At 47.1% G+C, this 23292-nt stretch carries 24 protein-coding genes; 13 read left to right on the forward strand and 11 right to left on the reverse strand.

What is annotated here, in order from left to right; translation table 11 throughout:
• Window positions 1–28: 28 nt before the first annotated feature.
• Window positions 29–1051 (forward strand): tetratricopeptide repeat protein, encoded by a 1023-nt coding sequence (locus QUA53_RS06370; protein ID WP_333095716.1) that lies wholly within the window; start codon window positions 29–31, stop codon window positions 1049–1051.
• Between the two features lie 90 nt (window positions 1052–1141).
• Here QUA53_RS06370 and QUA53_RS06375 read toward each other — a convergent pair whose 3' ends face one another.
• The 3 genes from QUA53_RS06375 to QUA53_RS06385 all read right to left on the reverse strand — a co-directional run bounded on the left by QUA53_RS06375 (window position 1142) and on the right by QUA53_RS06385 (window position 4037).
• Window positions 1142–1888, reverse strand: coding sequence for a hypothetical protein (locus tag QUA53_RS06375; protein ID WP_333095718.1), 747 nt, complete (start codon window positions 1886–1888; stop codon window positions 1142–1144).
• Between the two features lie 578 nt (window positions 1889–2466).
• A complete protein-coding gene (locus tag QUA53_RS06380; RefSeq protein ID WP_333095719.1) occupies window positions 2467–3189 on the reverse strand; it encodes a pyridoxine 5'-phosphate synthase in 723 nt (240 codons plus the stop codon).
• 62 nt (window positions 3190–3251) lie between these two features.
• On the reverse strand, window positions 3252–4037 hold the full coding sequence (locus QUA53_RS06385; protein ID WP_333095721.1) for a nucleotidyltransferase domain-containing protein: 786 nt from the start codon (window positions 4035–4037) through the stop codon (window positions 3252–3254).
• A gap of 271 nt (window positions 4038–4308) precedes the next feature.
• Here QUA53_RS06385 and QUA53_RS06390 point away from each other — a divergent pair, with 271 nt between their 5' ends.
• The 5 genes from QUA53_RS06390 to QUA53_RS06410 all read left to right on the forward strand — a co-directional run bounded on the left by QUA53_RS06390 (window position 4309) and on the right by QUA53_RS06410 (window position 11623).
• On the forward strand, window positions 4309–5169 hold the full coding sequence (locus QUA53_RS06390) for a Tab2/Atab2 family RNA-binding protein (RefSeq protein WP_333095723.1): 861 nt from the start codon (window positions 4309–4311) through the stop codon (window positions 5167–5169).
• Between the two features lie 440 nt (window positions 5170–5609).
• Entirely contained in the window at window positions 5610–6905 is a 1296-nt protein-coding gene (locus QUA53_RS06395; protein WP_333095724.1) for a TldD/PmbA family protein, read from the forward strand.
• An 86-nt stretch (window positions 6906–6991) separates the two neighbouring features.
• Window positions 6992–7948, forward strand: a complete 957-nt coding sequence (locus QUA53_RS06400) for a GDSL-type esterase/lipase family protein (protein WP_333095726.1) — start codon at window positions 6992–6994, stop codon at window positions 7946–7948.
• Window positions 7949–7962: 14 nt separating this feature from the next.
• Window positions 7963–8661, forward strand: a complete 699-nt coding sequence (locus QUA53_RS06405) for a haloacid dehalogenase type II (RefSeq protein WP_333095728.1) — start codon at window positions 7963–7965, stop codon at window positions 8659–8661.
• 148 nt (window positions 8662–8809) lie between these two features.
• Window positions 8810–11623 (forward strand): chloride channel protein, encoded by a 2814-nt coding sequence (locus tag QUA53_RS06410; RefSeq protein WP_333095730.1) that lies wholly within the window; start codon window positions 8810–8812, stop codon window positions 11621–11623.
• 584 nt (window positions 11624–12207) lie between these two features.
• Here the strand turns inward: QUA53_RS06410 and QUA53_RS06415 are convergent.
• Window positions 12208–12450 (reverse strand): hypothetical protein, encoded by a 243-nt coding sequence (locus QUA53_RS06415; protein WP_333095732.1) that lies wholly within the window; start codon window positions 12448–12450, stop codon window positions 12208–12210.
• Window positions 12451–12705: 255 nt separating this feature from the next.
• On the opposite strand from QUA53_RS06415, the gene QUA53_RS06420 reads away from it, so the two are divergent.
• Window positions 12706–13053 (forward strand): hypothetical protein, encoded by a 348-nt coding sequence (locus tag QUA53_RS06420; protein ID WP_333248753.1) that lies wholly within the window; start codon window positions 12706–12708, stop codon window positions 13051–13053.
• Here the strand turns inward: QUA53_RS06420 and QUA53_RS06425 are convergent.
• Window positions 13016–13426: a hypothetical protein gene (locus QUA53_RS06425; RefSeq protein WP_015176250.1), complete on the reverse strand. Its 411-nt coding sequence runs from the start codon at window positions 13424–13426 to the stop codon at window positions 13016–13018. The genes QUA53_RS06420 and QUA53_RS06425 overlap by 38 nt on opposite strands.
• Before the next feature lie 389 nt (window positions 13427–13815).
• Window positions 13816–14601: a PspA/IM30 family protein gene (locus QUA53_RS06430; protein ID WP_015176249.1), complete on the reverse strand. Its 786-nt coding sequence runs from the start codon at window positions 14599–14601 to the stop codon at window positions 13816–13818.
• A gap of 97 nt (window positions 14602–14698) precedes the next feature.
• Here QUA53_RS06430 and QUA53_RS06435 point away from each other — a divergent pair, with 97 nt between their 5' ends.
• A complete protein-coding gene (locus QUA53_RS06435) occupies window positions 14699–14848 on the forward strand; it encodes a hypothetical protein (protein ID WP_333248755.1) in 150 nt (49 codons plus the stop codon).
• Between the two features lie 58 nt (window positions 14849–14906).
• Here the strand turns inward: QUA53_RS06435 and QUA53_RS06440 are convergent, their stop codons facing one another.
• Both QUA53_RS06440 and QUA53_RS06445 read right to left on the reverse strand, forming a co-directional pair.
• Window positions 14907–15611 carry a PspA/IM30 family protein gene (locus QUA53_RS06440; protein WP_015176248.1) on the reverse strand — a complete coding sequence of 235 codons (705 nt, stop codon included), beginning with the start codon at window positions 15609–15611 and terminating at the stop codon, window positions 14907–14909.
• A gap of 144 nt (window positions 15612–15755) precedes the next feature.
• On the reverse strand, window positions 15756–16982 hold the full coding sequence (locus QUA53_RS06445; protein WP_333095741.1) for an SPOR domain-containing protein: 1227 nt from the start codon (window positions 16980–16982) through the stop codon (window positions 15756–15758).
• A gap of 512 nt (window positions 16983–17494) precedes the next feature.
• Between QUA53_RS06445 and QUA53_RS06450 the strand changes: the two genes are divergently transcribed.
• Window positions 17495–17797 (forward strand): hypothetical protein, encoded by a 303-nt coding sequence (locus QUA53_RS06450; RefSeq protein ID WP_333248758.1) that lies wholly within the window; start codon window positions 17495–17497, stop codon window positions 17795–17797.
• A gap of 229 nt (window positions 17798–18026) precedes the next feature.
• Here the strand turns inward: QUA53_RS06450 and menB are convergent, their stop codons facing one another.
• Entirely contained in the window at window positions 18027–18860 is an 834-nt protein-coding gene (menB, locus tag QUA53_RS06455) for a 1,4-dihydroxy-2-naphthoyl-CoA synthase (protein WP_333095756.1), read from the reverse strand.
• A gap of 308 nt (window positions 18861–19168) precedes the next feature.
• On the reverse strand, window positions 19169–19765 hold the full coding sequence (locus tag QUA53_RS06460; RefSeq protein ID WP_333095745.1) for a TerB family tellurite resistance protein: 597 nt from the start codon (window positions 19763–19765) through the stop codon (window positions 19169–19171).
• Window positions 19766–19843: 78 nt separating this feature from the next.
• Between QUA53_RS06460 and tadA the strand changes: the two genes are divergently transcribed.
• From tadA to QUA53_RS06480, 4 genes are all read left to right on the forward strand, one after another.
• Window positions 19844–20344, forward strand: coding sequence for a tRNA adenosine(34) deaminase TadA (gene tadA / locus QUA53_RS06465; RefSeq protein WP_333095747.1), 501 nt, complete (start codon window positions 19844–19846; stop codon window positions 20342–20344).
• Between the two features lie 283 nt (window positions 20345–20627).
• Entirely contained in the window at window positions 20628–21356 is a 729-nt protein-coding gene (locus tag QUA53_RS06470; protein WP_333095749.1) for a lysophospholipid acyltransferase family protein, read from the forward strand.
• Complete coding sequence (locus QUA53_RS06475; protein WP_333095750.1) at window positions 21346–21477, forward strand: hypothetical protein; 132 nt, start codon at window positions 21346–21348, stop codon at window positions 21475–21477. The genes QUA53_RS06470 and QUA53_RS06475 overlap by 11 nt, the downstream gene beginning before the upstream one ends.
• A gap of 74 nt (window positions 21478–21551) precedes the next feature.
• Window positions 21552–21920 carry a hypothetical protein gene (locus QUA53_RS06480; protein ID WP_333095751.1) on the forward strand — a complete coding sequence of 123 codons (369 nt, stop codon included), beginning with the start codon at window positions 21552–21554 and terminating at the stop codon, window positions 21918–21920.
• Between the two features lie 181 nt (window positions 21921–22101).
• Here QUA53_RS06480 and QUA53_RS06485 read toward each other — a convergent pair whose 3' ends face one another.
• Window positions 22102–22866 carry an ABC transporter ATP-binding protein gene (locus QUA53_RS06485; protein WP_333095752.1) on the reverse strand — a complete coding sequence of 255 codons (765 nt, stop codon included), beginning with the start codon at window positions 22864–22866 and terminating at the stop codon, window positions 22102–22104.
• Window positions 22867–23292 lie beyond the last annotated feature (426 nt).

The raw sequence follows: 23292 nt of genomic DNA on the forward strand, positions 1-23292 counted from the left end.
ATCATCCCTAAGATAGATACAAAATATTATGAACTTAATTCAAAACTTGGAAGCGGCTTGGTATTACCATCTGGGTTCGCGCCACCTCGAAGCTAACGATGATCATGGTGCTCTGGCAAACTTTAACAGAGCTTTGAAGTTGCAATCAGATCATTATAAGGCTTGGTTCGGCCGAGGTATGGCTCTAGGGAAATTAGAACGGCACTTAGAGGCGCTGAAGAGTTTTGATGAGGCCTTGGCGGTGGAGCCGAATGCGAGCTTTGGCTGGCACAACCGGGCTATTGCTTTAGGAAAGTTGGGCCGCTGGTTGGAGGCTCTCAACAGTTTTGATCGGGCTCTGGAGTTCAGTCCGTGTGCGGCGAGTATTTGGCACAACCGGGGACTGACACTGATCGATATGGGGCTTTACGAGAAGGCGGTTCTGAGTTTCGATCGCTCTTTAAATTTATACCCGGAGGCTGCTTGGGCGTGGTACAACCGAGGTAATGCCTTGTTGGAACTCAAGCTTTACTATCAGGCGCTCAACAGTTTTGACCGGGCGATCGAGTTTAACCCAGACGACGCAAAGGCTTGGTACAATCGCGGTATAGCTGCCCACTCAATGGGACTTTACAAACAAGCAGTGGCTAGTTTTAGCCGATCGATCGCTCTACAACCGGGCAGAGCCGAAGCTGTGGGCGAACGGAGAGTTGCTTTAGAGAAATTAGTAGGTTTAAATCAGAGAAATGCCAAGTTCACTCCCACCTCTGAGCGTCCCTTTGAAGATTATTTAATTTGGTACAACCGGGGTGTGGAATTGGCGCGAAAAGGCTGCTACTCTGAGGCGATTGCTTGCTACGAAACAGTCTTAGAAATAAATCCTGATTTTGCTAACGCTTTTTACAATAAAGCTTGCTGTTATGCGCTACTGGGATTTGCTGATTTGGCCCTTGACAATTTGCAGCGGGCTGTTGAGTTGATCCCTAATTTATACCGAGAGCTAGCTTTAGCTGACTCGGATTTAAGCTGCATTTGGAAACAAGAACGTTTTGAAGCGCTAATCCAAGGTTGATTTTACAAAAAAAATAGCTCGCCAATGGGGCGAGCTATTTTTTTTGTGGCGCAAATTCGATCGCCCTCAAGAGTATTTCTGCAATCTTTGCTATTGCACAGAAACTCGGATCGAGGGCTTGACTGGCCTCTTGGCAACTACGATTACCCGGTAGATGCCGGACTCGGGAAGTTGAGCAAAAGTTTGACCTTCACCTTGATCCAGGAGTTGTCCCGACGGAGATTCGATCGCCAGATCTAGATTTTTGTTGCTAGCTGTCACCCTGATTGTTTGTCCCTGTTTGCCTTGAACCGTGATGGGCTGGATTTGGTAGCCGGACATTTTGAGTTTGACTGTGGCTTGTTTTTGCCTGAAGGCTATGGGAATTGCGCGATCGGGCCTATAAGTCCACTTAGCGTTAAAATCGCGTCCGAGTACAAAGCTGGTGGTTTCACCTTTCGGGGTAACTCGCACGCGGTAGATGCCTGACTCTGGCAACTGGCCAACCCACTGATTGTCTGATTTTTCAATAACCCCCATATTTTCACCATTGGGACTGTACAGTTCGGCTGTCAGTTGTCCCGCCCACAGGGAGAGAGTGAGTTCTCGCCCTTTGATGCCTTCAAAAATATAGGTGGTGGGTTGGTTGATGGTTTCTCGGATTTCCGAGGTTGACATTCGCTCGATCGGTTCGAGGTTGGGAACTGATTCAGAGGTAACAGGTTTGTTAAGGGTTTCTGTAATTTCCGAGGCAGCCATCAGCTCGCTCGGCGCAATTTTGGGGGCTACTGGGCTGGCAAATACTGATTTTGCCGTCATCATGAGTAGCATTCCAGTCAGTAAAATTAGTTTTTTCATGTCGCACTTCCGAGGGGGGTAAGGAATTGTATATGGTTACTTGTGTTTGCCTGTTTTCACCGGATTAAATCGGGCGATCGCACAGAGGCTACAGGAGCATATAGGATACACGTAAATATCCCGTACTTGCACAAAAGCTGCGGGTAGCAAATTGGCAGTGCGAGAGCTAAGTAGTAGCCTTAGTTTGTCGGGACATTTTAATGATCCTCCTTACGCATAATATCATCAAAGAATATTAGTAATTTGGTCTAGGAAAATTAAAGCTTTTTCCGAGGATCTTCTTGCTAAAGAAATGCCCATACCTAAAAAACGCGGTGTCTGGGGTTCAGGCTCTGCCTTGCTACTAGAAAGCCGGTAGCACCCCCACGGGGTGACAGCCCCTAGTTTTACTTTGTTTTTAACGATCGCCTAATTATCTAGGGCGCTGCAAACCCCACCTTACCATATTTGTAGCGTGTTAAACTCTTTTTTCCGTAAGTTTTGAACCTGTTTATTTGGAGGGCGGATTTAGTTATTTTTTCCGATCAAAACGAGTTAATAACTCCAAAATCCGCCCTCCCACCTGATGTTAATTCATCTTACGAACCTGCCAGGATTTTTAGGTAAGCTTGTACTGTGTTGAACAAACCCATTTCTAGGGCTTCCGCAATTAAAGCATGACCAATTGATACTTCTAGTATATCAGGAATAGAGCAAAATTTAGCTAAGTTTTGCAAATTTAAATCATGTCCGGCATTCACTCCCAAACCTGCTGCTTGGGCGGCTTGAGCGGCTAAAACATATTGTTGAAAAACAAGCTCTACTCTACCTTCGCGAAAAGCACTCGCGTAGGGTTCCGTGTACAATTCTACTCTATCGGCTCCAACTTCTTTTGCTAGCGGCATGAGAGCAGCATCTGCGTCCATAAATAAGCTGACTCTGATGCCATTGTATTTTAATTTTTCAATGATTGGTAAGAGGCGATCGCGATTTTCGGGAATATTCCAACCGCTATCCGATGTTAGCACGTCGGGAGCGTCCGGGACTAAGGTACACTGAGCCGGTTTTACGTCGCAAACTATATCCATAAATGGCGGCTGAAACGGATTTCCTTCGATGTTAAACTCAACGGTTAGCATTTTAGCTAATTCGTAAACATCGGCAGCTTTGATGTGCCTTTCGTCGGGGCGGGGATGGACGGTAACGCCGTGAGCTCCGGCAGCAATTACTGTTTTTGCGGCTTCGGTAACGCTGGGGATGCCGATATTTCGAGAGTTTCTGAGGAGGGCGATTCTGTTGATGTTGACGCTGAGTTTTGTCACGGGATGTTACTCTTTAAGGTTGATGCTACTATATTAATCGCTTTCGGTACGAAACTTTGAGCCTATGGCGGTAGTGTTGGGGTGTTATCCAAGTAAAAATTAGCTTCTGCAAGCGGTAAACTTTCTGCAAAAAAAACCTCAGCTATTTGCTGTTTTGCTGCCAAATCTTCAAGATTGGCAACGCAGAAAAGTGGTGCGACGCGATCGACTATTTCGGGCGGAAAATCTCGGCTGAAATATTTTAGTCCAAAGTCGTATCTGTGGGGACGGTAAATCATGCCCAGTAGTTCGACTAAGGGTAGAAGCGTCCAATTGTGATAGTTGCCGATCGCATCTACTAAATGTTGGCGATAAATCTCTTTTTTTACTAGAGGTTGCAGCAAATCAAATAGGATTTTAATTTCGTTGAATCGGGTTTGCATTTGGGATAAATGCTGGTTTTTATCCAAAGGTGGCGGTACAATTAAATTAGTTTTGTCAAAGGCGATCGCGACTTGTCCGTGTCTCTCTATTTCCAAAAAATCGTTGCGGCTGGTGCGCCGGAAAACGGCAAAATCAATTAGCAAAAATGGCGGGGTTTCTTTGATCCGCCAGAAGCACTGCGATTGACCGTGCCAAGCGGGTTCGGGAACTCGATATTTGAGTTCTATTTCGCCAATTTCTGCGAGGGTTTTTTCAACAATATCAAATGTTTCTTCCACGCAGTTATCTTCAACCACAACGGCAATATCGAGGTCTGACCACTTGTCTGTGTATCCGTGGGCTGCTGAACCTCCTTGCCACAAAGCGAGAACAAAATCTAAAGGTTGTAAGGTAGAAACAATCTTTTCGAGAATGATTTGTCTCATGGGATCAAGCTATACTGTTTGTTTTCCCTGGCTTGCACAAGTTTAACAAACGATCGGGTGTTGAGATTGCTCCGCGACAGTTCTCCGAGCAGTTGGTAATGCTTCCGGTTGTGCACTGCTGCCAAAAATTACACGGGAAGCTGCAAGGGAAAGTGGCAATCTTTGGGAAAGCGCGATCGCCCGCGATTGAAAATCAATCTTAAATTGTCAGAATCAGAAACTTGTCCGCTGTCCGGTAACATGAGAAAGGATTAATTTTTAACAGCGCGGCATGGCTACTATTTGGGAACTCGACTTTTACAGCCGTCCAATCATAGACGAGCGAGAGAAAAAAAAATGGGAAGTGTTGATCTGCGAAAGCCCGCTGAATGTAGGCGACAAGGCCGAATCTCTGTTTCGCTACTCGCAATTCTGCTCCAGTTCTACCGTGAATTCCCTGTGGCTGGCGGGTGCAATTAAAGAGGCGATCGCCGCAGCACCGAAACGACCCGAAAAAATCCGCTTTTTCCGCCGCCAAATGGCGAACATGATTACCAAAGCCTGCGATGACTTGGACATCCCCGCCGCCTGCAGCCGCCGCACCCTCGCCCTCAGCCTGTGGCTGGAAGAACGGATGCAAAACGTTTATCCCGCCGAACCGGGCTATCAACCGGTTGTGAACCCAAGTGTTCAATTTATACCCGAAACGCCAGTTGCCCTGCCGGATGCTTTAATCGGCGAAAAATGGGCGTTTGTGAGTTTGCCGATCGCAGCTTTTGACGAAATGTCCGAGTGGGATATCGGATTTGGCGAAGCTTTCGGCCTGCCGATGACACGCCTCGCCCCAGAAACGCAAATTCCGGGACTAATTATCTACTCGTCGAGAGCAACGGCTTTGGCAGGTTGGATGTCGGGGTTGGAGTTGGCTTTTCTGAAATTTGAGAGCGGCCCACCTGCTAGGCTGGTATTAGATACGGGAGCTAACGATCGCTGGATTTTAGCTAATCTCAGAGACGCAGCAACTGAGAGAGAAGCGAAAGGATTTGAAGCCGCTAAAAAGCAAGCAAAAAAAGTACATTTCTTAGCAATTCAGTCAAATCCCGAATCGGAATCTTTTGCAGGATTTTGGCTGTTGCACGAACTAACTATTTAGTCGTTCGCTTGGCAATAACTGATATGTGGCAGCATTCTCAATCAAATTTAAGTAACCGGGTTTTTTTAGGAAAAATCTCGGCTTTCAGAGCTGAAATGCAGCAAGAAAGCCGGTTTCTGACCACAGCCAAAAACGGATACCGTGCCACGTACTCCTGTCGTGGAGAGATCAAAATTTTAGATTCTAGTTCAAGTTCCCAGATTCATCTGTGGAGTAAATCTAAAACCTAAAATCTAAAAGCTAAAATCGACTGGCGCGATTGGCAAGATGGAAACAATCACAAATGCGTACAATCTTTTTATCGCCCATTCCAGCAGTTTCCCCAAAGAATCTAAATGTAGACCCGTGCACCCAATCCATATCCAGTAAGTTATTGCCAATTCTTTAATCGAAAATCGAAAATCGAAAATCGAATCGCCCATTACCAACCACCCAGAACAATGACCAATCACCAATCAGCAGAACAACTGTTAGAACTAGCCACCAAAGCAGGTGCAGAAGCTGCTGAGGTATTGGAATCGCAATCGCTCTCACGGCCGGTCTTTTTTGAAGCAAACCGCCTCAAACAGCTAGAAACCGCCCAAGCAGAAGGCATTGCACTGCGGCTGTGGCGGGATGGGCGGCCCGGTTTGGCGGTGGCCTACGGGCCTGTGGAACTACAAATTTTGGTGGACAGGGCGATCGCGCTTTCGCAACTTAACGAACCGGAAACCATCGAACTCGGCACCGGTGAGAAAGTTGTTTATCCCGATCTCGGAGTGTCAGTGTCGGCCGAACAGCTAGTAAACTGGGGCAAAGAGGCGATCGCGATCGTCCGCGAAGCCTATCCAGAAAGCCTCTGCACCGCCGAACTCGACTGCGAAATCGAGAGTACCCGCTTGGTGAACACCAAAGGTTTAGATTCGAGTCACACCGACACTACCCTCAGCGGTTACTTATCAGCAGAATTAGTGCGGGGCGAAGATTTCCTCAACATTTGGGAAGGCGAAACCGAACGCGGTACTCTCGACTTAAACACCAGCGCCAAGCGGGTTTTGCAACGTTTGGAATGGGCGAAAGACAATGTAGCACCCCCCACGGGCCGCGTGCCGGTGCTATTTACAGCCAAAGCAGCCGATTTACTGTGGGGGACTGTGTGTGCCGCGTTGAACGGCAAACAGGTACTCGAAGGCGCTTCGCCTTGGAACGATCGATTAGGCCAACAAGTGACATCGCCGCTTGTCACCCTCTCGCAGCAGCCGGATATCGGGCCCTATAGCTGTCCTTTTGACGACGAAGGTACTCCCACTCGGGCGATCGTGTTTATCAACAGCGGAGTGTTGCAGCTATTTTATACCGATCGCACCACCGGTCGAGCCTTGGGTAGCGGCACCACCGGCAACGGATTTCGCCCGGGTTTAGGCAGCTATCCGACGCCGAGTTTGTTCAATGTTTTGATTAAACCAGGTTCGCTGTCGCTACTCGATTTAATCGCTCAATTAGACGACGGAATTGTAGTCGATCAAATGCTTGGTGGGAGTGCCGGAATTTCCGGCGATTTTTCAATTAACGTCGATCTCGGCTACCGAGTCAAAAAAGGTCAAATAGTCGGCAGAATCAAAGACACAATGGTAGCCGGAAACGTTTACAGCGTCCTCAAACAATTAGTAGAATTGGGAGGAGACTCCGAGTGGAACGGTTCTTGCCACACACCATCTCTAATTGTAGAGGGATTGTCCGTCATCGGCAAGAATTAAAAGCCGTTGGCAGTTGTTAGTTGTTAGTAGTCATCAATCATCAGTTAACAGTCAACAGTCACCAATTCCCAATTCCCACACATAATATGCGTATTTGTTTTATCGGCGATTCTTTTGTAAACGGTACTGGCGATCCAAAATGTCTCGGTTGGACAGGACGGATTTGCGCTGCCGCTTGCGGACAAGGACACGATATTACCTACTACAATTTAGGAATAAGGGGAGAAACCAGTGCCGATATAGAAACTCGTTGGTTTAGCGAAGTTTCTTGCCGCTTACCTCACTACAGCGACGGTCGAATCGTATTTTCCTTTGGCGTCAATGACACTCACTTAGAAAACGAAAAAATTCGCATAGAAGTTGAGAAATCAATTGAAAATGCCCGCTCTATTCTCACGTCAGCCCAAAATATATTTCCAGTATTAATGGTAGGGCCACCGCCAGTTATCGATGCCGATCGCACAAGCCGGATTGCCAACTTATCCGAACAGTTTTCCCAAGTTTGCAGCGAATTAGAAGTGCCTTATTTAGATGTTTGCACGCCACTGCAAAAATCAGAAATCTGGCAAAAAGAACTTACCGAAAACGATGGCTCCCATCCCCGCGCCGCCGGTTACGCTGAATTGGCTAAAATAGTTCATAATTGGAGCGGTTGGAAGGCTTGGTTTAAAAATATCAATATATCAGAGCAAGAAACAGTAACGCTGTTCCGAGCAGTCGGAAAAAAAGAAATGGAACTGATTAAAGAAAGCGATTTTATGGAATTTCCCCCGCGCTTATCTTTCCAACCTACTTTTTATCCCGTGCTTCAAAAAGTCTATGCCATACAAGTCGCGCGAGATTGGAATACAAAAGATGCAGCTTCGGGATATTTCGGCTATGTTACCTGCTTTCGAGTGGCGGCAGAATTCTTGGAAAAATATCCCGTACAAACTGTGGGCAGTTCTAGCCACCAAGAATATTGGATTCCCGCAGAAGAATTGGCTGAATTTAATCAAAATATTGTGGGAAAAATTGAAATTTTTGCTGAATATCAACCCTAAACTAGGAGCGAAGTATGCTGGAATTCAATCAATTTCAAGTGGTGAGTTTTGACTGCTACGGTACTCTGATAGATTGGGAAAGAGGGATATTGCCCGCATTGAAACAATTGCTGTCAAATCGGGAAATTGATTTCAGCGATGACGGCATTTTAGAGCTTTTTGCTGCGGTCGAGTCAGAATTAGAAAGTAAGAATCATCTTTATATAAAATATCGGGAGATTTTGCCAGAAATAGTTAAAGTTTTGTGTAAAAAATTGGATTTTGCAGCGACACAAACAGAAATAAACTGTTTGGTTGATTCCGTCAAAAATTGGCAACCATTTCTGGATACCGTTGCAGCGTTGGAAGCACTAAAGCAGAAATACAAACTGGCAGTAATTTCCAATATAGATGATGACTTGTTTGGTGGTACAGTCAAACACTTAAAAGTTGAATTCGACTGGTTGATTACTGCGGAACAAGTGCGATCGTACAAACCGTCAACTCGCAACTTTGAGATAGCCCTAGAAACAATGGGAATTTCTACTGACAAACTCCTGCACGTTGCTCAGAGCATCTATCATGACATTGTACCAGCCGCATCCATGGGAATCTCAACAGTTTGGGTAAATCGCAGACACGACAAAGCAGGATTTGGGGCGACACTGCCGGCCAGCGGCCAGCCAGACTTGGAAGTGCCCGATTTAAAAACATTGGTGGAAATGATAGGGTAAATAACCGCAGAGTAACGCAGATTAGTAAAATTAATCTGCGTTAATTTTGGTACACCTCCGGTTAAAAATTAGTTATATTTTGCTAAGTCGAACGATTTTTCGCTAAAGTGCTATCGAGCAGACAATTATCAGGCCATCTACGCTATTTATGCCGTACATTACTATCCCTAAACAACTTAGGGAACCTTCTAGGGTCATCGAGTCTCAACTGTTTTTACGACCGAAACGCCTCGCTATTTTTGAAGCTTGTCTGATCGGTTTAATTTCAGGGCTGGCTGGGGTTTTGCTCAAATCAGGAGTAGGATGGCTCGGCAGTTGGCGAGTTGCTACCTCGACATTAATTCCAGCTTGGATCTTGCTTCCGGCTGTCGGTTTATTTGGCGGGTTGCTGACAGGTTTCTTGGTAGAGCGTTTTGCTCCCGAAACTGCAGGCAGCGGTATTCCTCACGTCAAAGCTGCTCTGGGCGGCGTCAATCTTGCCTTAGATTTGCGAGTAGCTATCGCCAAACTTCTGACCACTATTTTAGCAGTTGGTTCCGGTTTAACTTTAGGAAGGCAAGGCCCGACTGTGCAAATAGGAGCCTCTTTGGCCGGCTGGATAGGTCACTTGATGCCTACTTCTCCAGACTACCGCCGACAATTGATTGCTTGCGGTGCTGCTGCGGGATTGGCTGCGGGTTTCAACGCTCCGATTGCAGGAGTTTTGTTTGTAGTTGAAGAACTATTGTATGACGTTTCGGGATTGACTTTAGGGACTGCAATTATCGCTTCATTTATCGGTGCAGTTGTCTCGCAGCTTTTGGGCGGCGATAGTTTAAATTTGAACCTTCGCGAGTACCCCAGCAGTTTTGAAGCTCAGGAAATTCCGTTCTACATACTATTAGGAGTTTTAGCGGGATTGCTGGGAGCTTGCTTCAGCAAAGGAATTATTGCTAGCTTGCAGTTTAACAGGCGATCGCTCAAATTAGCTTTGCCCGCGCGAGTGGCTCTAGCTGGTATCATCTGCGGTTCAGTAATAGCTCTCCTCCCAGAAACTTTCCGCAACAATACGGGTTTGCGAGAGTTTCTGCTGACCGGGGAAGCAAGCGGAATAACGAGTTTAATTGCTTTTATAGCTCACTTTTTCCTGACAATTATTTCCGCCGCTTCAGGAGCTCCGGGAGGATTGTTCTCCCCTTCCCTAGTTATGGGTTCTGCACTAGGTCACATGGTGGGCATTGTGCAGGCAGATTCCCTGGGCGTAGGTTTGCCGGTAACTTACGCTTTGGCGGGAATGGGAGCATTTTTTTGCGCGGTTACTAGAGCACCGATTACTGCGGTAGTAATTGTGTTTGAAATTACGGCGGATTTCAAATTAGTGCTGCCTTTGATGATCTGTTCTGTAGTTGCTTATTTAGTCGCAGAAAAGGTAGACAGTGGCTCGCTGTACACTCACCTTTTGGAGTTTAACGGCATTCAACTGACAAAGGCAAAAGCTGCAAGCAATACTTTGAGCGACTTGTACGCAGATGACGTGATGCAGCGCCGAGTTGAAACTCTTTCGAGTTTGCTGACTTTCGATGAAGTGATCCAGGCATTTTCGCGATCGCACCACCGAGGATTTCCAGTCGTTGAAGATGGCAAATTAGTCGGAATTGTCAGTCAAACCGATTTGGCAAATGCCCGCGAGCGCAATTTGTCCGGCAACTCGCTGCTCAAAGAATTTATGACTGTACAGCCGATCGCCGTCAAAGCAAGCGATACTTTAAGCGAGGTATTGTACAGGCTTAACAACTACAATATCAGCCGCTTACCAGTCGTAGAAGGTCGGCGTTTGGTGGGAATTATTACCCGCAGCGACATTATCCGAGTTGAATCCGATCGCCTCAGCGGAGAAACAACCCGGGGCCCGCATCCAGAACCTTCCTATGTTGTCTATCAAACCAGAGCTCCGCAAGTCGGAAACGGCCGCTTATTAGTGCCGCTTTCCAACCCCCAAACAGCACCCGCTTTGCTGCGGCTGGCGGCCGCGATCGCGCGCGATCGTAATTATGAATTAGAATGCCTGCAAATCATCTTAGTACCGCGCAACAGTTCCCCCTCAGAAACCACAGTGCGGACAACAAAAAGCCGCCGCCTGCTGCAACAAGCCGAACGAATTATTCGCAATTGGAACTTGCCTGTACACACCCAAATACGGGTAGCTCATGACGTACCTCACGCGATTTTAGAGACAATTAAGGAGCGACATATCGATTTAATTTTGATGGGATGGCAAGGCGAAACATCCACCACTGGACGCATTTTTGGTGATGTGGTCGATACCGTAATTAGGCAAGCCGGCTGCGAGGTTATTTTGGTTAAATGGAGCGAAAAAATATTAGCAAACCGCAAGAAAAATGAGTTTGCCACCGCTCTTAACGGGGGGAAATATGCGTCTATAGAATGCGACTTAAATCCCGAAAGAGTTGACGGCGCAGATCATCCCAAATTTGCGATATCCTCAGATTCATCAGCGACTCCAGAGACTGAACTTTCCCCGCCGAATTCAGACATTCCAGGGCCAGAATTGGGACTGCACACCCTGATGGGTTTGCACCGCTGGTTGGTTCCTATTCGGGGCGGTTACAAGCAAGCTGCAGCTTTGAGGCTGCTACCTGCTTTGGTGGCTGCAAGTGCTGTACCGGAGATTAAATTGTGTCAGGTTCACCAGCCTTCTGTTGCAGAACCAGATAGGGGGGAATTAAAGCAAGCAGCGGAGTTTATCAAGCGCAGGGTTAGCTGTTCGATAATAGCGACTTCGGTTTGCGCTAAATCGGTTTCGGATGCTTTAATTGATTTGGCTCAGAACGATCAGTGCGATGCGATCGTCCTGGGAGCTAGCCGTGAAGGGCTGCTGAAGCAGGTGATTCACGGGAACATTCCGGAATCTGTGGCGCGGGGGTGCGACTGTACAGTCATTTTAGTGCGATCGGCTTCTTAGCAAATTAATACTATTTTAGTCTTGTTTCCAGGCAGACCTCCTAAATAATTAGACTTTAAATAATTATGGCTTACAGCTAGATAGTTTTCCTAACCCGGAGGCGTTTTCCTGAATTCCCTTCAAATTTCATAAAGAACTATCCATGCCTTTTTCTGCTTCTGCTTCACAACAGCTAAATTCTCGCTTTCCTTTTATTTTTAACACTCAATTGCTTAGTAAGTGATGTATAATAATGCAAAGCAAAAAGCAGATTAATTCCAAAAAAAACCAAAGTTAAAACAAAGGTAAAAAAAGAGGTAAACGACAGCCGGGAAGTCATCGTAAACATAGCCAGAATGATGGAGCAAAGCCCAAAACCTGCAGCAAAAGAACTTAAAAGCAGCAACCGTACCCTAGACATAGTTTTATTGAAAAATTATCAGTAAAATACACTTTTGGCACCTAACGATGAGTGCCAAATGATAATTATTACTATATAGCGAAATTGCTCAGTTCCGCCAAGGACAAAACGACTGCTTTCCTCAAAAGGTTTGAATTCTACAAAAAAATACAGCCCGCGCTCTTGTAAACTCGTATTGCTCGACTTAATACCAATCAAAGGAATTCCCCAGCCCAAGCTGAGCATTCCACCTTTGGCTGTACAGCCAGCGCAGGTGCAATCCCGCTGACAGCAAACTATTAGTTTCCAAAACCGCGCTTTCCCTGGGGTTCCAAACATTGCCAAAATCCACAAACGGCGTCACCTGCAAAACTCCTTGTTTGTCGTCGGTGCGCTTGCATCGGATACCGCAACTCGCCTGAATAGAAAATCCCGCTATTATCGGCAAGCATTGCATCCTGACGGTAGCCCGGCAATGTGTCTGAGCCTCCTATACCGAATGGTTCGATCGCCAAAAGCTCTGCCTCAGCCAATTTCACATCACCGCCCCCAGCAGCGTCTCACGAGCCAACCACCGCACGTACTGCAATTGACCGCTGCCAAGTCAAAAATTGACTGTCTGAGCTGCTGCTGCTCACCTTAGCGCCCAATGCTGCCATTCCCAGAGTGAACTGCGATCGCCTCGCCAAGACATCTCTCCCCTTTGAGTAAAATCCTGAAACAGCCTCAGCACCGCAACCGGATTTCTATCCGGATTATCTGCTTCCGGCGACAGTGGAAAATCCTTTCGCAGCAAAGATGTATCGCTTTCTCGACTGCAGGTACCAATATTGATCGCGATTTCTTTTCTGGGATTTTGCACTATCGGCTCGCGGTAAATCAACTGCCAACTACTTCCCATCGATCGACTTTTATCGTACCCGGAATCTTAGCAATTCTGCAGGCTGTGCCAGTGGGGGAACAGCAGGTGGCAAAAGCGGTTCGCCTGAAGGCAAGGGCTTTGGTGTTGCGGGTTATGGGAGAGGAGCCGGATTTGGCAGCCGCGGGTTAGGAATCGGAAATTCGTGTCTATTTTCTCCTCGGTTCGGCAATTGAGGGAGAGTTTCTGCAGGCTCACTTTGGGTCGATCGATCAAACTCCGGGATGCTATTTTCTTGCTCTTTACTGCCTCTATCTAATTCTGAACCCGAGTATAAATCACGAAGCCGATCGCGATCGTCTGCTGTTTCTTGATTTAGTTTTAATTGAGACAGTAAATTATCCTGTAAAATGGGCGCTTGCACCCCTGAGTCGGTAGCAACCATCGACTCGTTAACACTTAGAGCTGATAGCAGTGCGGGACAAATAGCTGCAATTGAAAAACCAAGTGCTAATGCCTTGAAAAACTTGATTTTACAAAAGCCTCTAGAAAATTGCACGGGCATGACAGGTTAGCAATATTTGATAGTTATTTACACTTACGATCGGGCGCGACCGACGCAATTGCAAGGAATAAAATTACTTTATCACTTTTTAAAGAGTTAATTTCTTAAATCAATATAAAGATAGTTGACAGGACTCTTGTTTTGTGTAATGACAAATTGCTCAAAAACTCTTACCTCCCAAGCTAGACTTCTTGCAAGAAATAAAATTACTTTATCACTTTTTAAAGAGTTAATTTCTTAAGTCAATATAAAGATAGTTGACAGCACTTCTGTTTTGTGTACTCAAAAATTACCAAAAAAACTCCGACCTCCCAAGCTAGCCCTGTAGGTCGGCGGAGCATTCTATCAAACCTGCGATCTGAGAAATAGGTAAATTTTGATAGAGATTACTACATTTTATTGAGCTGCGATCGCAATTCTTCCAACTCAGCGTCAATCACCGGGCTCGACTCCGAGCTACTAGCTGCTGCCGTTTTACCCGCAGCCGGCAATTGACCTTGAGACACAGAACCCCCGGTCAGTTGAGCTTTCATCTGAGCCAACTCGTCGTCAACATCACCACCGCTTTCGAGCAAGCGGAACTGTTCCTCTAAATTGCTGCTGCCGGCTGCCAATTCTGCCGAAGCCCCCGCGCGAGCTTCAATCTGCAAAACTTTTTCTTCCATGCGATCGAAAGCCGCCATTGAACTGCCTGTATTCAAGGTGCCAATGGTATTGTTGAGCTGTTCCTGAGCTTTAGCAGCCGATATCCTCGCTTTGAGCATATCCTTCTTAGTCTTAGCTTCAGAAATTTTGCTCTCCAAACCGATCAAGTTGCGCTTGAGACTTTCCACCTGAGCCGATTGCTGATCCAGACTGGCTTTCAGCGTAGCCGCCGTTTCAGCGTGAGACTTTTTGCGAACTAGCGCTTCCCGGGCCAAAGTCTCGTCTCCTTTTTGCAGGGCTAGCTGAGCGCGCTGCTGCCACTGGTTAGATTGAGATTCAGCTTGATTGTACTGAGTCTGGGTGCGCTTTTGAGTGGCGATCGCGCTGGCAACGGCCTGACGCAACTGCACCAAGTCTTCCTGCATATCCGTAACGGACTGTTCTAAAATCTTTTCCGGGTCTTCAGCTTTATTGACCAGATCGTTAAGATTGGCTTTGACGACTCGGCTAATGCGGTCAAATAATCCCATAATGCTATTTTTCCTGGGTGAGGTGTACGAAGTAGGCGGAAAGCAGGCTTGATAGCCCTAGCCCGCAGTTGTGAAATTCACTCTTGTCAGATTTTTAGTGCGATTTAGTTTTTGGCAATTTTTGCAGACAGATAAATCCAGTTTAAAGCGATCGAGTAATGCGATGCAGGCAAGCTTATTCATGCACCTATCTATTGAGTTTAACGTCGATCCGGGAATTCCCCAACAGGCTTCGAGCCATCTCTAGCTAGGCTGTTGAGAAGTTTTTGCTCGTCCCGACTATTTATTGTTCTGCTGCTTGGGGTTCAGGATGCGGGCGGCTCGCCCGACGGCAATTTGGGTGTATTGTTGCCCGGAAGCATTTGTGCTTTCATCGCCGCCAACTCGGTATCCACATCGTCGGCACCTTCGAGAGAGAGAAACTTCTTTTCTAAATCATTAGTTCCGAGTTCTGCGATTGCTTCGGAGCGAGCTTCTAGCTGCATGACTTTCTCTTCCATCCGTTCAAACGCGCTCAAAGCACTGCCGGTACTGAGATTGCCCATCATTTCTTGAAGTCTTTCCGACGATGCGGCCGATCGAGCTCGGGCAATGTACATATCTTTTTTAGATTTTGCCTCGGAAATTTTACTTTCGAGAGTCCGCATATTTTCTTTAAGTTTAGTCACAACAGCGTTCTGTTGTGCGAGACTGGCTTTCATCGCCGTTGCCGTTTCTTGATAAGATTTCTTGCGCGTCAGAGCTTCCCGCGCCAAATTTTCCTCGCCTTTTTGCAAAGCTAGCTGCGCCCGCTGATGCCATTCTGCGGCTGTAGACTCAGCTTGGGAACACTGTCGTTCAGTGCGTTTTTGAGCTGCAATCGCTCCTGCCACAGCTTGTCTGAGCTGCACTAAATCTTCCTGCATATCCATTACAGCCTGTTCCAGAATTTTTTCTGGGTCTTCAGCAGCCCCGACCAAACTGTTAATATTGGCTCGAATCACTCGCCATAGGCGATCGAATAATCCCATTTTGCCAGTCTCCCGATTTTATTAAATTTTAGATTTAGGACTGGGAATTGACAATTACAAAACCAATTTTGTGTTAGACAAAACATTCCTCATTGTCTAGCTTTGTCTAACAATTTAGTTAAAGTTTTTCACCCTTTACCTAATTTATGGCTGATAGTATTGTGGCTTCACCCCTTTTTCTTGGAGTTCTTTCGCCAAACGTTCTGCTGAGGCAGGATCGTTCAAAGCCCCCATTTGGATCTTGACACCCTTTGAGAAGTTCCGCACGTAGGCATCGGGAACTGCGGTTCTGGCTTGCTGCAGCGATTTTTCGCCTGTGTAATCGGTGACAACGTAATAAAAACCGTCAGCGGCCCGTGCAGGCCTTCCCAGCGGGGATGCGGCGGCTGGCGATGCGGCGGCCGGGGATGCTGTCGCCGGGGATGTGGCGGCAGGCTGGGCTGGGGAGGGTGTTGGAGGCAGTGTCGGCAGTGTCGGCACTGGCTGGGCGGCGCTAGGGCTGGGAGTAGGAAGCAAAGCCGTACTCAGATTGTTGAGTCCTTGTTCCCTGCCTCTGGCCGGGTTGCCGTCTTCTGTAGGAATTGGCACAGCCCCGCTGGGGCCCGGAGGCGCTGGCGGAGTTGGCGGGATTGAGGCTTTTGGTGACGGGGAAGCAATCGGGCTGACTGTCGGCTGGACATTGCTGAGAGTGCTCAAATCTAGCTCGACAAATTCCTTGGATACCAGATTGGGAGCTTTCGGCAGTTCCTTGGTGCTGGTATCTGAGATGGCAGTAGAGGCGGGACTGTCGCTTGAAGAGGGTGCATTGCGATCGAGCAAACGGTTCAGGCCGGCCATCTTAACTAGATTTGACGGGTACATGACTGCGTAGCCCAAAGCTGTGCATGACAGCAAAAACAGCAGCATCGAACTCAGTCCCAAGGGAGTTAACAAACTGGCGGCTAAACTGCGTTCTACCGTAGGCTCAGCTTTTGACTCGTCCAAACTTTCGATCAGTTTTTCGCTTGATTCGAGATATTTGTTGGGTGCGAAGGTACTGCTAGATAATTTTGTGCCGCCCTTGGTAGTTGCTAGGGGGGCATCGCCCTGAGTGCCGGCAAGGGATAGGGGCAGCGATAGTGGCTGCTGGGTTCCCTCGGCAGTCTCCGGTGGCAAATTTTGGGCTAGCTGTTGCTCGGTTGTGGCTGTTTGCTTGCCGGTACGAACTGAGGGCGACACCCACTGTTCGGCGCGCCGCCTGTGCCTTCTGTATGTTGTCAGTTCTGCTTCTAGATTTACATCTAGACTCCCCAGGACTGCTTGCAAAGCAGGCTTGATTGGGGTTGAAGAGGATTGATTATTTGGGGATTCAACCGAAGAACGCTTACTCATTAGCAAAACTCCTACCGCCTCTGAATTAATTTTAATCTTTTGATTGTAGAGATAAACAAGAAGCTTGAAAACTTGCCTATTTTATGATTAGCTACTTTTGGCGTCAATGCAACAGGGGCCCGATCGCCTGCTGTCGATCGCCGGCAGCTATTTTTTATTTTCATTTGAAAACTTAATTGTTGCTATTTTCCGGAGGCTGCTTAGGGACACTCTCAGCGAATTTTTGTATTCTAAGCTACCGCCTGTTTGTAACCTCTCATACTCGTTGGGCATTTGTACTTTTTCTTGATCCCTAACGGCTTTATAAACTTTTAACCTTTGTTTTTACCTATACAATGAGCAAGCACCGATCTAATTGTTTCTATATATAACGAGATTATAAATAAATTATAAAATTTAATTATGCTTCGGGGATCGCTACAACCCAGACAGCATAAAGGTTGGAATGCTCTAAAACCTGCTAGCTCTACAAAGGAGAATTAGAGATGAAAATGATTTCCCTAAGAACTTTTATGCAAACCTCCTTAACTTCACCTTTAACTTCAGCTTGTGGTCACTGCCGTCACTATACCCCTGAGGGCAGACGCGGAGGTGTTTGCGCTTTACTAGGCGGCCCGGTTCAAAGTCACTGGAAAGCTTGTGCTTTAGCGGTTTCGCCTTTTAGGTCATCTTGGGAAAACATAGAAGAAATTGGAATGTGGCAAGAATCGACTCTGACGCTGCAGGATGCCGCCGTCACTCTTTCCGAGCGCAATGCCTGCCAGCTTACAGGCACAACGTTAACCGAAAAATCGGCAGCAGCAGTTTCGGTCTAGTTCGTCGGCTGCCCTGCTGCTCGTACCATTTTCGATTTTCGATTTTCGATGGGGAAATCACCGATCATTATCATGGTTTGGATCTGACAAAGCAGTTTCATTCTTTTTGGGAACTGGTATCAATAGTCACACTTTTGGACGAGCGGGTGCATTTGGCTTTACTAACTCATAAAAATCAGCAGTATCTACTTTAATATGAGCGCATAAAAAAACTGATTTTTCCATCCCGCTATGGCAGCCAAGGATATTGACTAAAATCAGGTTGCCGTTTTTCCAAAAAGGCTTGTTTGCCTTCGGCGCCTTCCTGCGTCATATAGTACAGCAAAGTGGCATTTCCCGCCAGTTCTTGCAAACCGGCTTGACCGTCGCAGTCGGCATTAAAGGCAGATTTCAAGCAGCGAATCGCGATCGGACTTTTTTCGAGAATTTCCGCAGCCCACTGAATCCCTTCTCTTTCTAGTTGTTCGACGGGCACGACGCAGTTGACTAAACCCATTTCTAGGGCTTGCTGTGCGCTGTACTGGCGACACAAAAACCAAATTTCTCTGGCTTTTTTCTGGCCGACAACTCTGGCGAGATAGCTAGCTCCGAAACCACCGTCGAAACTGCCGACTTTGGGACCGGTCTGTCCGAAAATAGCATTGTCAGCAGCGATCGTCAAGTCGCAAATTAAGTGCAGAACGTGACCGCCTCCAATTGCGTAGCCTGCAACTAAAGCAATTACAACTTTGGGCATCGAGCGAATCAACTTCTGCAAGTCGAGCACGTTCAAGCGGGGTATGCCACCTTCGTCTACATATCCCGCCGTACCCCGCACGCTTTGGTCGCCGCCGGCGCAAAAGGCGTATTTGCCGTCTGTATGAGGCCCCGCACCGGTGAACAGGACAACGCCTATTTTTGTGTCTTCGCGGGCATCAGTAAAGGCATCGCACAGTTCCAGCACGGTTTTGGGACGGAAAGCGTTCCGTTTGTGAGGTCGATTGATGGTAATTTTCGCGGTGCCGCCGCTTTTGTGATAGAGAATGTCTTCGTAGGTTTTGGCGGTTTGCCATTCAATTTGCATAATCAATCAATTTGAGATTTGAGATTGAGCTGGGTCAATCAAGGCAGCGACAAGTCGCTTTTAGATTTTAGAGGCATTCGGTTCAATGGGATACAAGGGTCGATCGACTGTTGCCCAAAAAATAAAGCGGGACTTAGGCAGAAAACAGGTTTTTCACCAACATACGCCATGCAAAGCTCTTGGTAGGGGTTAAACAACCCGGTTTTTGAGGGTAAGAGCGCCCAAGTCACATCTCAAATGGACACAGCGTCAAATCCTCGAACTCCTCTGTCACTACTGTTACTGCTCCAAAATTTATATGGGCTGGATTATTTGCGGAGTAAAATACTCAGCAAGTGCTTTGCTGCTTTGCCAAATACTGGATCGCGGGACTCGAATTCGCTGGGATCGAGTAAAGCTTGAACTTCGCCAAAAGCTTCTGAGTCGAGGGTTCCTTCTTTAGTAAATAAAGTGTCTAGGACTGCAATGTGTCTGGAGTCTAGGCCGAGCCGATTTGCGATCGACTGTAAGTACATTTGCTCCCGCATATCGATGTGCCCGTCGGCTGCTGACATTTCGTAGCCGGAACCGATAAGCAACAGTTTTTCTGATTCTGAGAACAAAGCTGTCAGGGTTAGCAATTCCGTGGGGTTGAAGTAAACCTGCTGTTTGGATACTCCTTTGACAAGGCGCTGAATTAGTTCTACCCGATCGCGGTCGCCGCTGGCAAAGGCTTTGAGAGTCTTTTGCAGCCGTTCTTCTTCTTCAACTGCGATCGTCCTGTCAATAATCATCACTCCGCGCAGGATGGAAATTAGAGCAGTCACAAACACTACCAAAGGAGTGATATCTTGTTCGCGCAGCTTTTGCCGGCTAATGCGGCACAACAGCTCAACAATTTCAGTGGTGATCGTCGTGGTGTCCATAATTAAAAATGACTTTCTATTAAGCTGTAATGTAACTTTCTTTCTCGATCTTAAGTTTTTCTGTTACGTAGGTATGACGTGAATTTTAAAACTGAGCCATTGTCTATTAGTGATACTACTTATTTTATTCACAAACGCTGGATGACTAGGGCTGTGGAGTTGGCACAAGCAGCCGGTGATGCCGGTGAAGTACCCGTTGGTGCTGCCATTGTTGACGGTACTGGCAAATTGATTGCCGAAGCGCAAAATCGGCGAGAGCGAGACTGCGATCCGACTGCTCACGCTGAAATCTTGGCTTTGCGGGCGGCCGGCCAAGTTTTGCAAGACTGGCATCTCAACCAATGCACGCTCTACGTAACGCTGGAACCTTGCCCGATGTGCGCTGGTGCGATCGTCCAAGCTCGGATTGGTTTGCTGGTATACGGAGCAGATGACCCGAAAACTGGCACAATTCGGACTGCTGCTAATATTCCCGATAGCGCGCATTCGTGTCACCGCTTAGAGGTGCTTGGCGGTATTATGGAGTCTGTTTGCCGCGATCAGTTGCTTTCTTGGTTTGAAGCGCGCCGGAAAAATTAACAGGTAAAATTTTTTACTTTCTTCGGGGCGATGTTTAATCGAAATTGATCCTTTAACTGAAATAATAGATCCGTAATTGCCCGATCGAGCTTTCCAGGCGGCCGAGTACTTTGTATTAGTGCTGTCCGGTTGGCTGAGGTTTTATCTGTTAGAGATTATCTCTTGCGGGCGCGATCGCTCGATCGGCACAAGGCCAATAGCAAAAGTGTCCCGATCTAAAAACTAAAGATTTAGCCAACACCTTACTTTAGACTTTAGATCTCGATCAAGCAGCTTAATTGCTATGCCCCACACCGCCACGATCGCCGTTGAGTCCAGTAAATCATCTCTAGTGAAGCCAATGCCTGCCAAGGTAGCATCTAATACCTCTCGCGTTTCTCCTTGGTTAACCTCCTTGCTCTATCCGCTAGGTCACTATGTTGTCCTACCGTTTCATTTTGGCAAGATTGAGATAACCGGACAGGAGCACTTGCCGAAAGACGGGCCTGTCATCTTAGCCCCTACGCACCGTTCCCGGTGGGATGCCCTGATGATGCCCTATTCAACCGGACAGAAGGTGACTGGACGCGATTTGCGGTTTATGGTAACTGCTGATGAGGTCAAAGGACTGCAAGGTTGGTTCATCAGACATTTGGGGGGGTTTGCTGTCGATCTCAAGCATCCGGCAATTGGCAGTCTCCGTTATGGGGTGGAACTGCTCCTTGACAAGGAAATGTTGGTGATTTTTCCCGAAGGCGGTATTTTTCAGGATGGCGAAGTTCATCCGATTAAGCCGGGATTGGCGCGTTTGGCAATTCAAGCAGAGTTGAGCAAACCGGGTTTGGGGGTTAAAATTGTACCGATGAGTATCCGCTATCGCCCGCGCATTCCTCAATGGGGTTCTCAGGTAAAAATTGCGATCGGTGCTCCGATTTCCGTGGCGGATTATGCCCATGGTGGCGGTGGTAAAAAAGAAGCACGATTGTTGACAGCCGATCTTGAAATGGCTCTTAAAAAGCTTGATGAAAGTTGAGAAGAAGGAAGTTCGGCAACTGATTCGCTCGACGGATGTCTGGAAGAAGGAAGTTCGGCAACTGATTCGCTCGACGGATGCAACGGATGTCAGGAAGAAGGAAGAAGGAATTATGATATAATTTTTTCTGGTGCTGTCGAGAGATGCAGCACTTATTTCGCTGCTTTGTTATGTCTGTATTAAGTGTGAGCATTAATGGATTGTGCTTTGAACTTTAAGCCTGGTCAAATTGTCAGTTTAGAATGTGGAGATGCGTGCCTGCATTCCGAGGTAATCCAAGTGGTTGAGGCACGTCAAGTTTGTTGGGTGCGCCCTTTGATGTTAGTTGTATCGGCGTCGGGGAAGGATTTTTCGGCAGAATACACTTTATCCGATTTGCGAAATGGTGCTGATTTGCTGTGGCCGCTGAGCTTGTTTCGCGCGGCTTTAGATACTGAGGTAATTTCACTGTTGACTGAGTTGCACTCTCTGGATGCTGAGAAAAAGGATGGTGCGATCGCATCTCGGCAACTTAGAGATTTTGTCGATCGAGTTTGGGAAGCTTTTCCCAGTGCTTTTCATTAAGCAGATATCGGGTGTTTTGTCTATTAGTCCGCCAGGGGTTGAAAACCCCTGTCTAATAGCTAAAGTCCTGTTGCATAGGACTGATACCCTCTTGATTCTTCAGTCCGCGTAGGCGGACTTCGTTTGTCTAGAAGCGATTTCAATCGCCCCATTTTCTTTTCGCTTTTCGCGGACTCTTATACTAAAATACCGCGTGTGAAAGCTCTTCGGGATTGAGATTATTGTGAATAACTTGACCGTCGCGGAACCAGACAACGCGGCGAGTTTGGCGCGCCACTTCCGGTTCGTGCGTTACCATAACAACTGTCATGCCGCTTTCGTTGAATTCGGTAAAAATATCCATTACTTCTTGAGTAGTTTTTGTATCCAATGCACCAGTCGGTTCATCAGCCAGCAACAACACGGGACGGTTGACAATAGCCCTGGCGATCGCAACCCGCTGCTGCTGTCCTCCTGATAGTTGATTCGGTCTGTTTTGCAGCCGACTTTCCAGGCCTACTTTCGTTAAAGCCTCTACTCCCCGTTCGCGTCTTTCTGCTGCGGGAATGCCGGCATAAACCATAGGTAACATGACATTTTCTAAGGCTGTCAATTGAGGCAACAGGTGAAATTGTTGGAAGACAAAACCTAATTTTAAATTGCGAATTCCGGCTAATTCTGATTCGGGCATTTGGGCGACATCTACGCCGTCTAAGTAGTAACTGCCGCTCGTAGGTCGATCGAGACAGCCAATAATATTCATAGCTGTAGATTTGCCCGATCCCGATGCGCCCATAATCGAGCAATATTCTCCTTGTCTTACGGTCAAGCTGACGCCGTTTAAGGCGCGAACTTCCAGGTCGCCAATCCCGTAAACTTTTGTTACCTCTTCCAGACCGACAACAACGGGCTTTGAGAGGACTTGCGGGTCGAGGTCTTGGTATGTATCGGTTTGTAGTTCAGGCATTTTTTTTCTGTGCGATCGACACAACTAACTACTAACTTAACACTTCTTATCGGTTTTGGCGGCGGTCGTGGCGATCGTTTGGACACTAATTGACGAGATATAAAAAAACTAAATCTTTAAGGACGTGTTTGTGAGTTCTTTGATGAGAGTCATCAGATGTTCTAGCACTAGATAGTTATCTAATTTGCTTTTTCCAGCGCGGGTCAAGCCTTGATTATTGTGGGCATAAATTAGGTCGAGGATATGCTCTTTTGCTTCCTTGGAGAGTGGAAAGTTGATATGACTGCGGGGAGTGTGGCCGTCGCCAAAAATTCAACTATTTCTGCATAAGCTTTGGGAATATTAGGGGGTTAGGGTCGAGAGAAGATATTACTATCCTCTCCCTCCCATTCGGAACCGTGCTTGCAACTTTCACTGCACACGGCT

Origin of the sequence: Microcoleus sp. Pol12B3 (assembly GCF_036701355.1) — a bacterium.
Taxonomy (GTDB): Bacteria; Cyanobacteriota; Cyanobacteriia; order Cyanobacteriales; family Microcoleaceae; genus Microcoleus.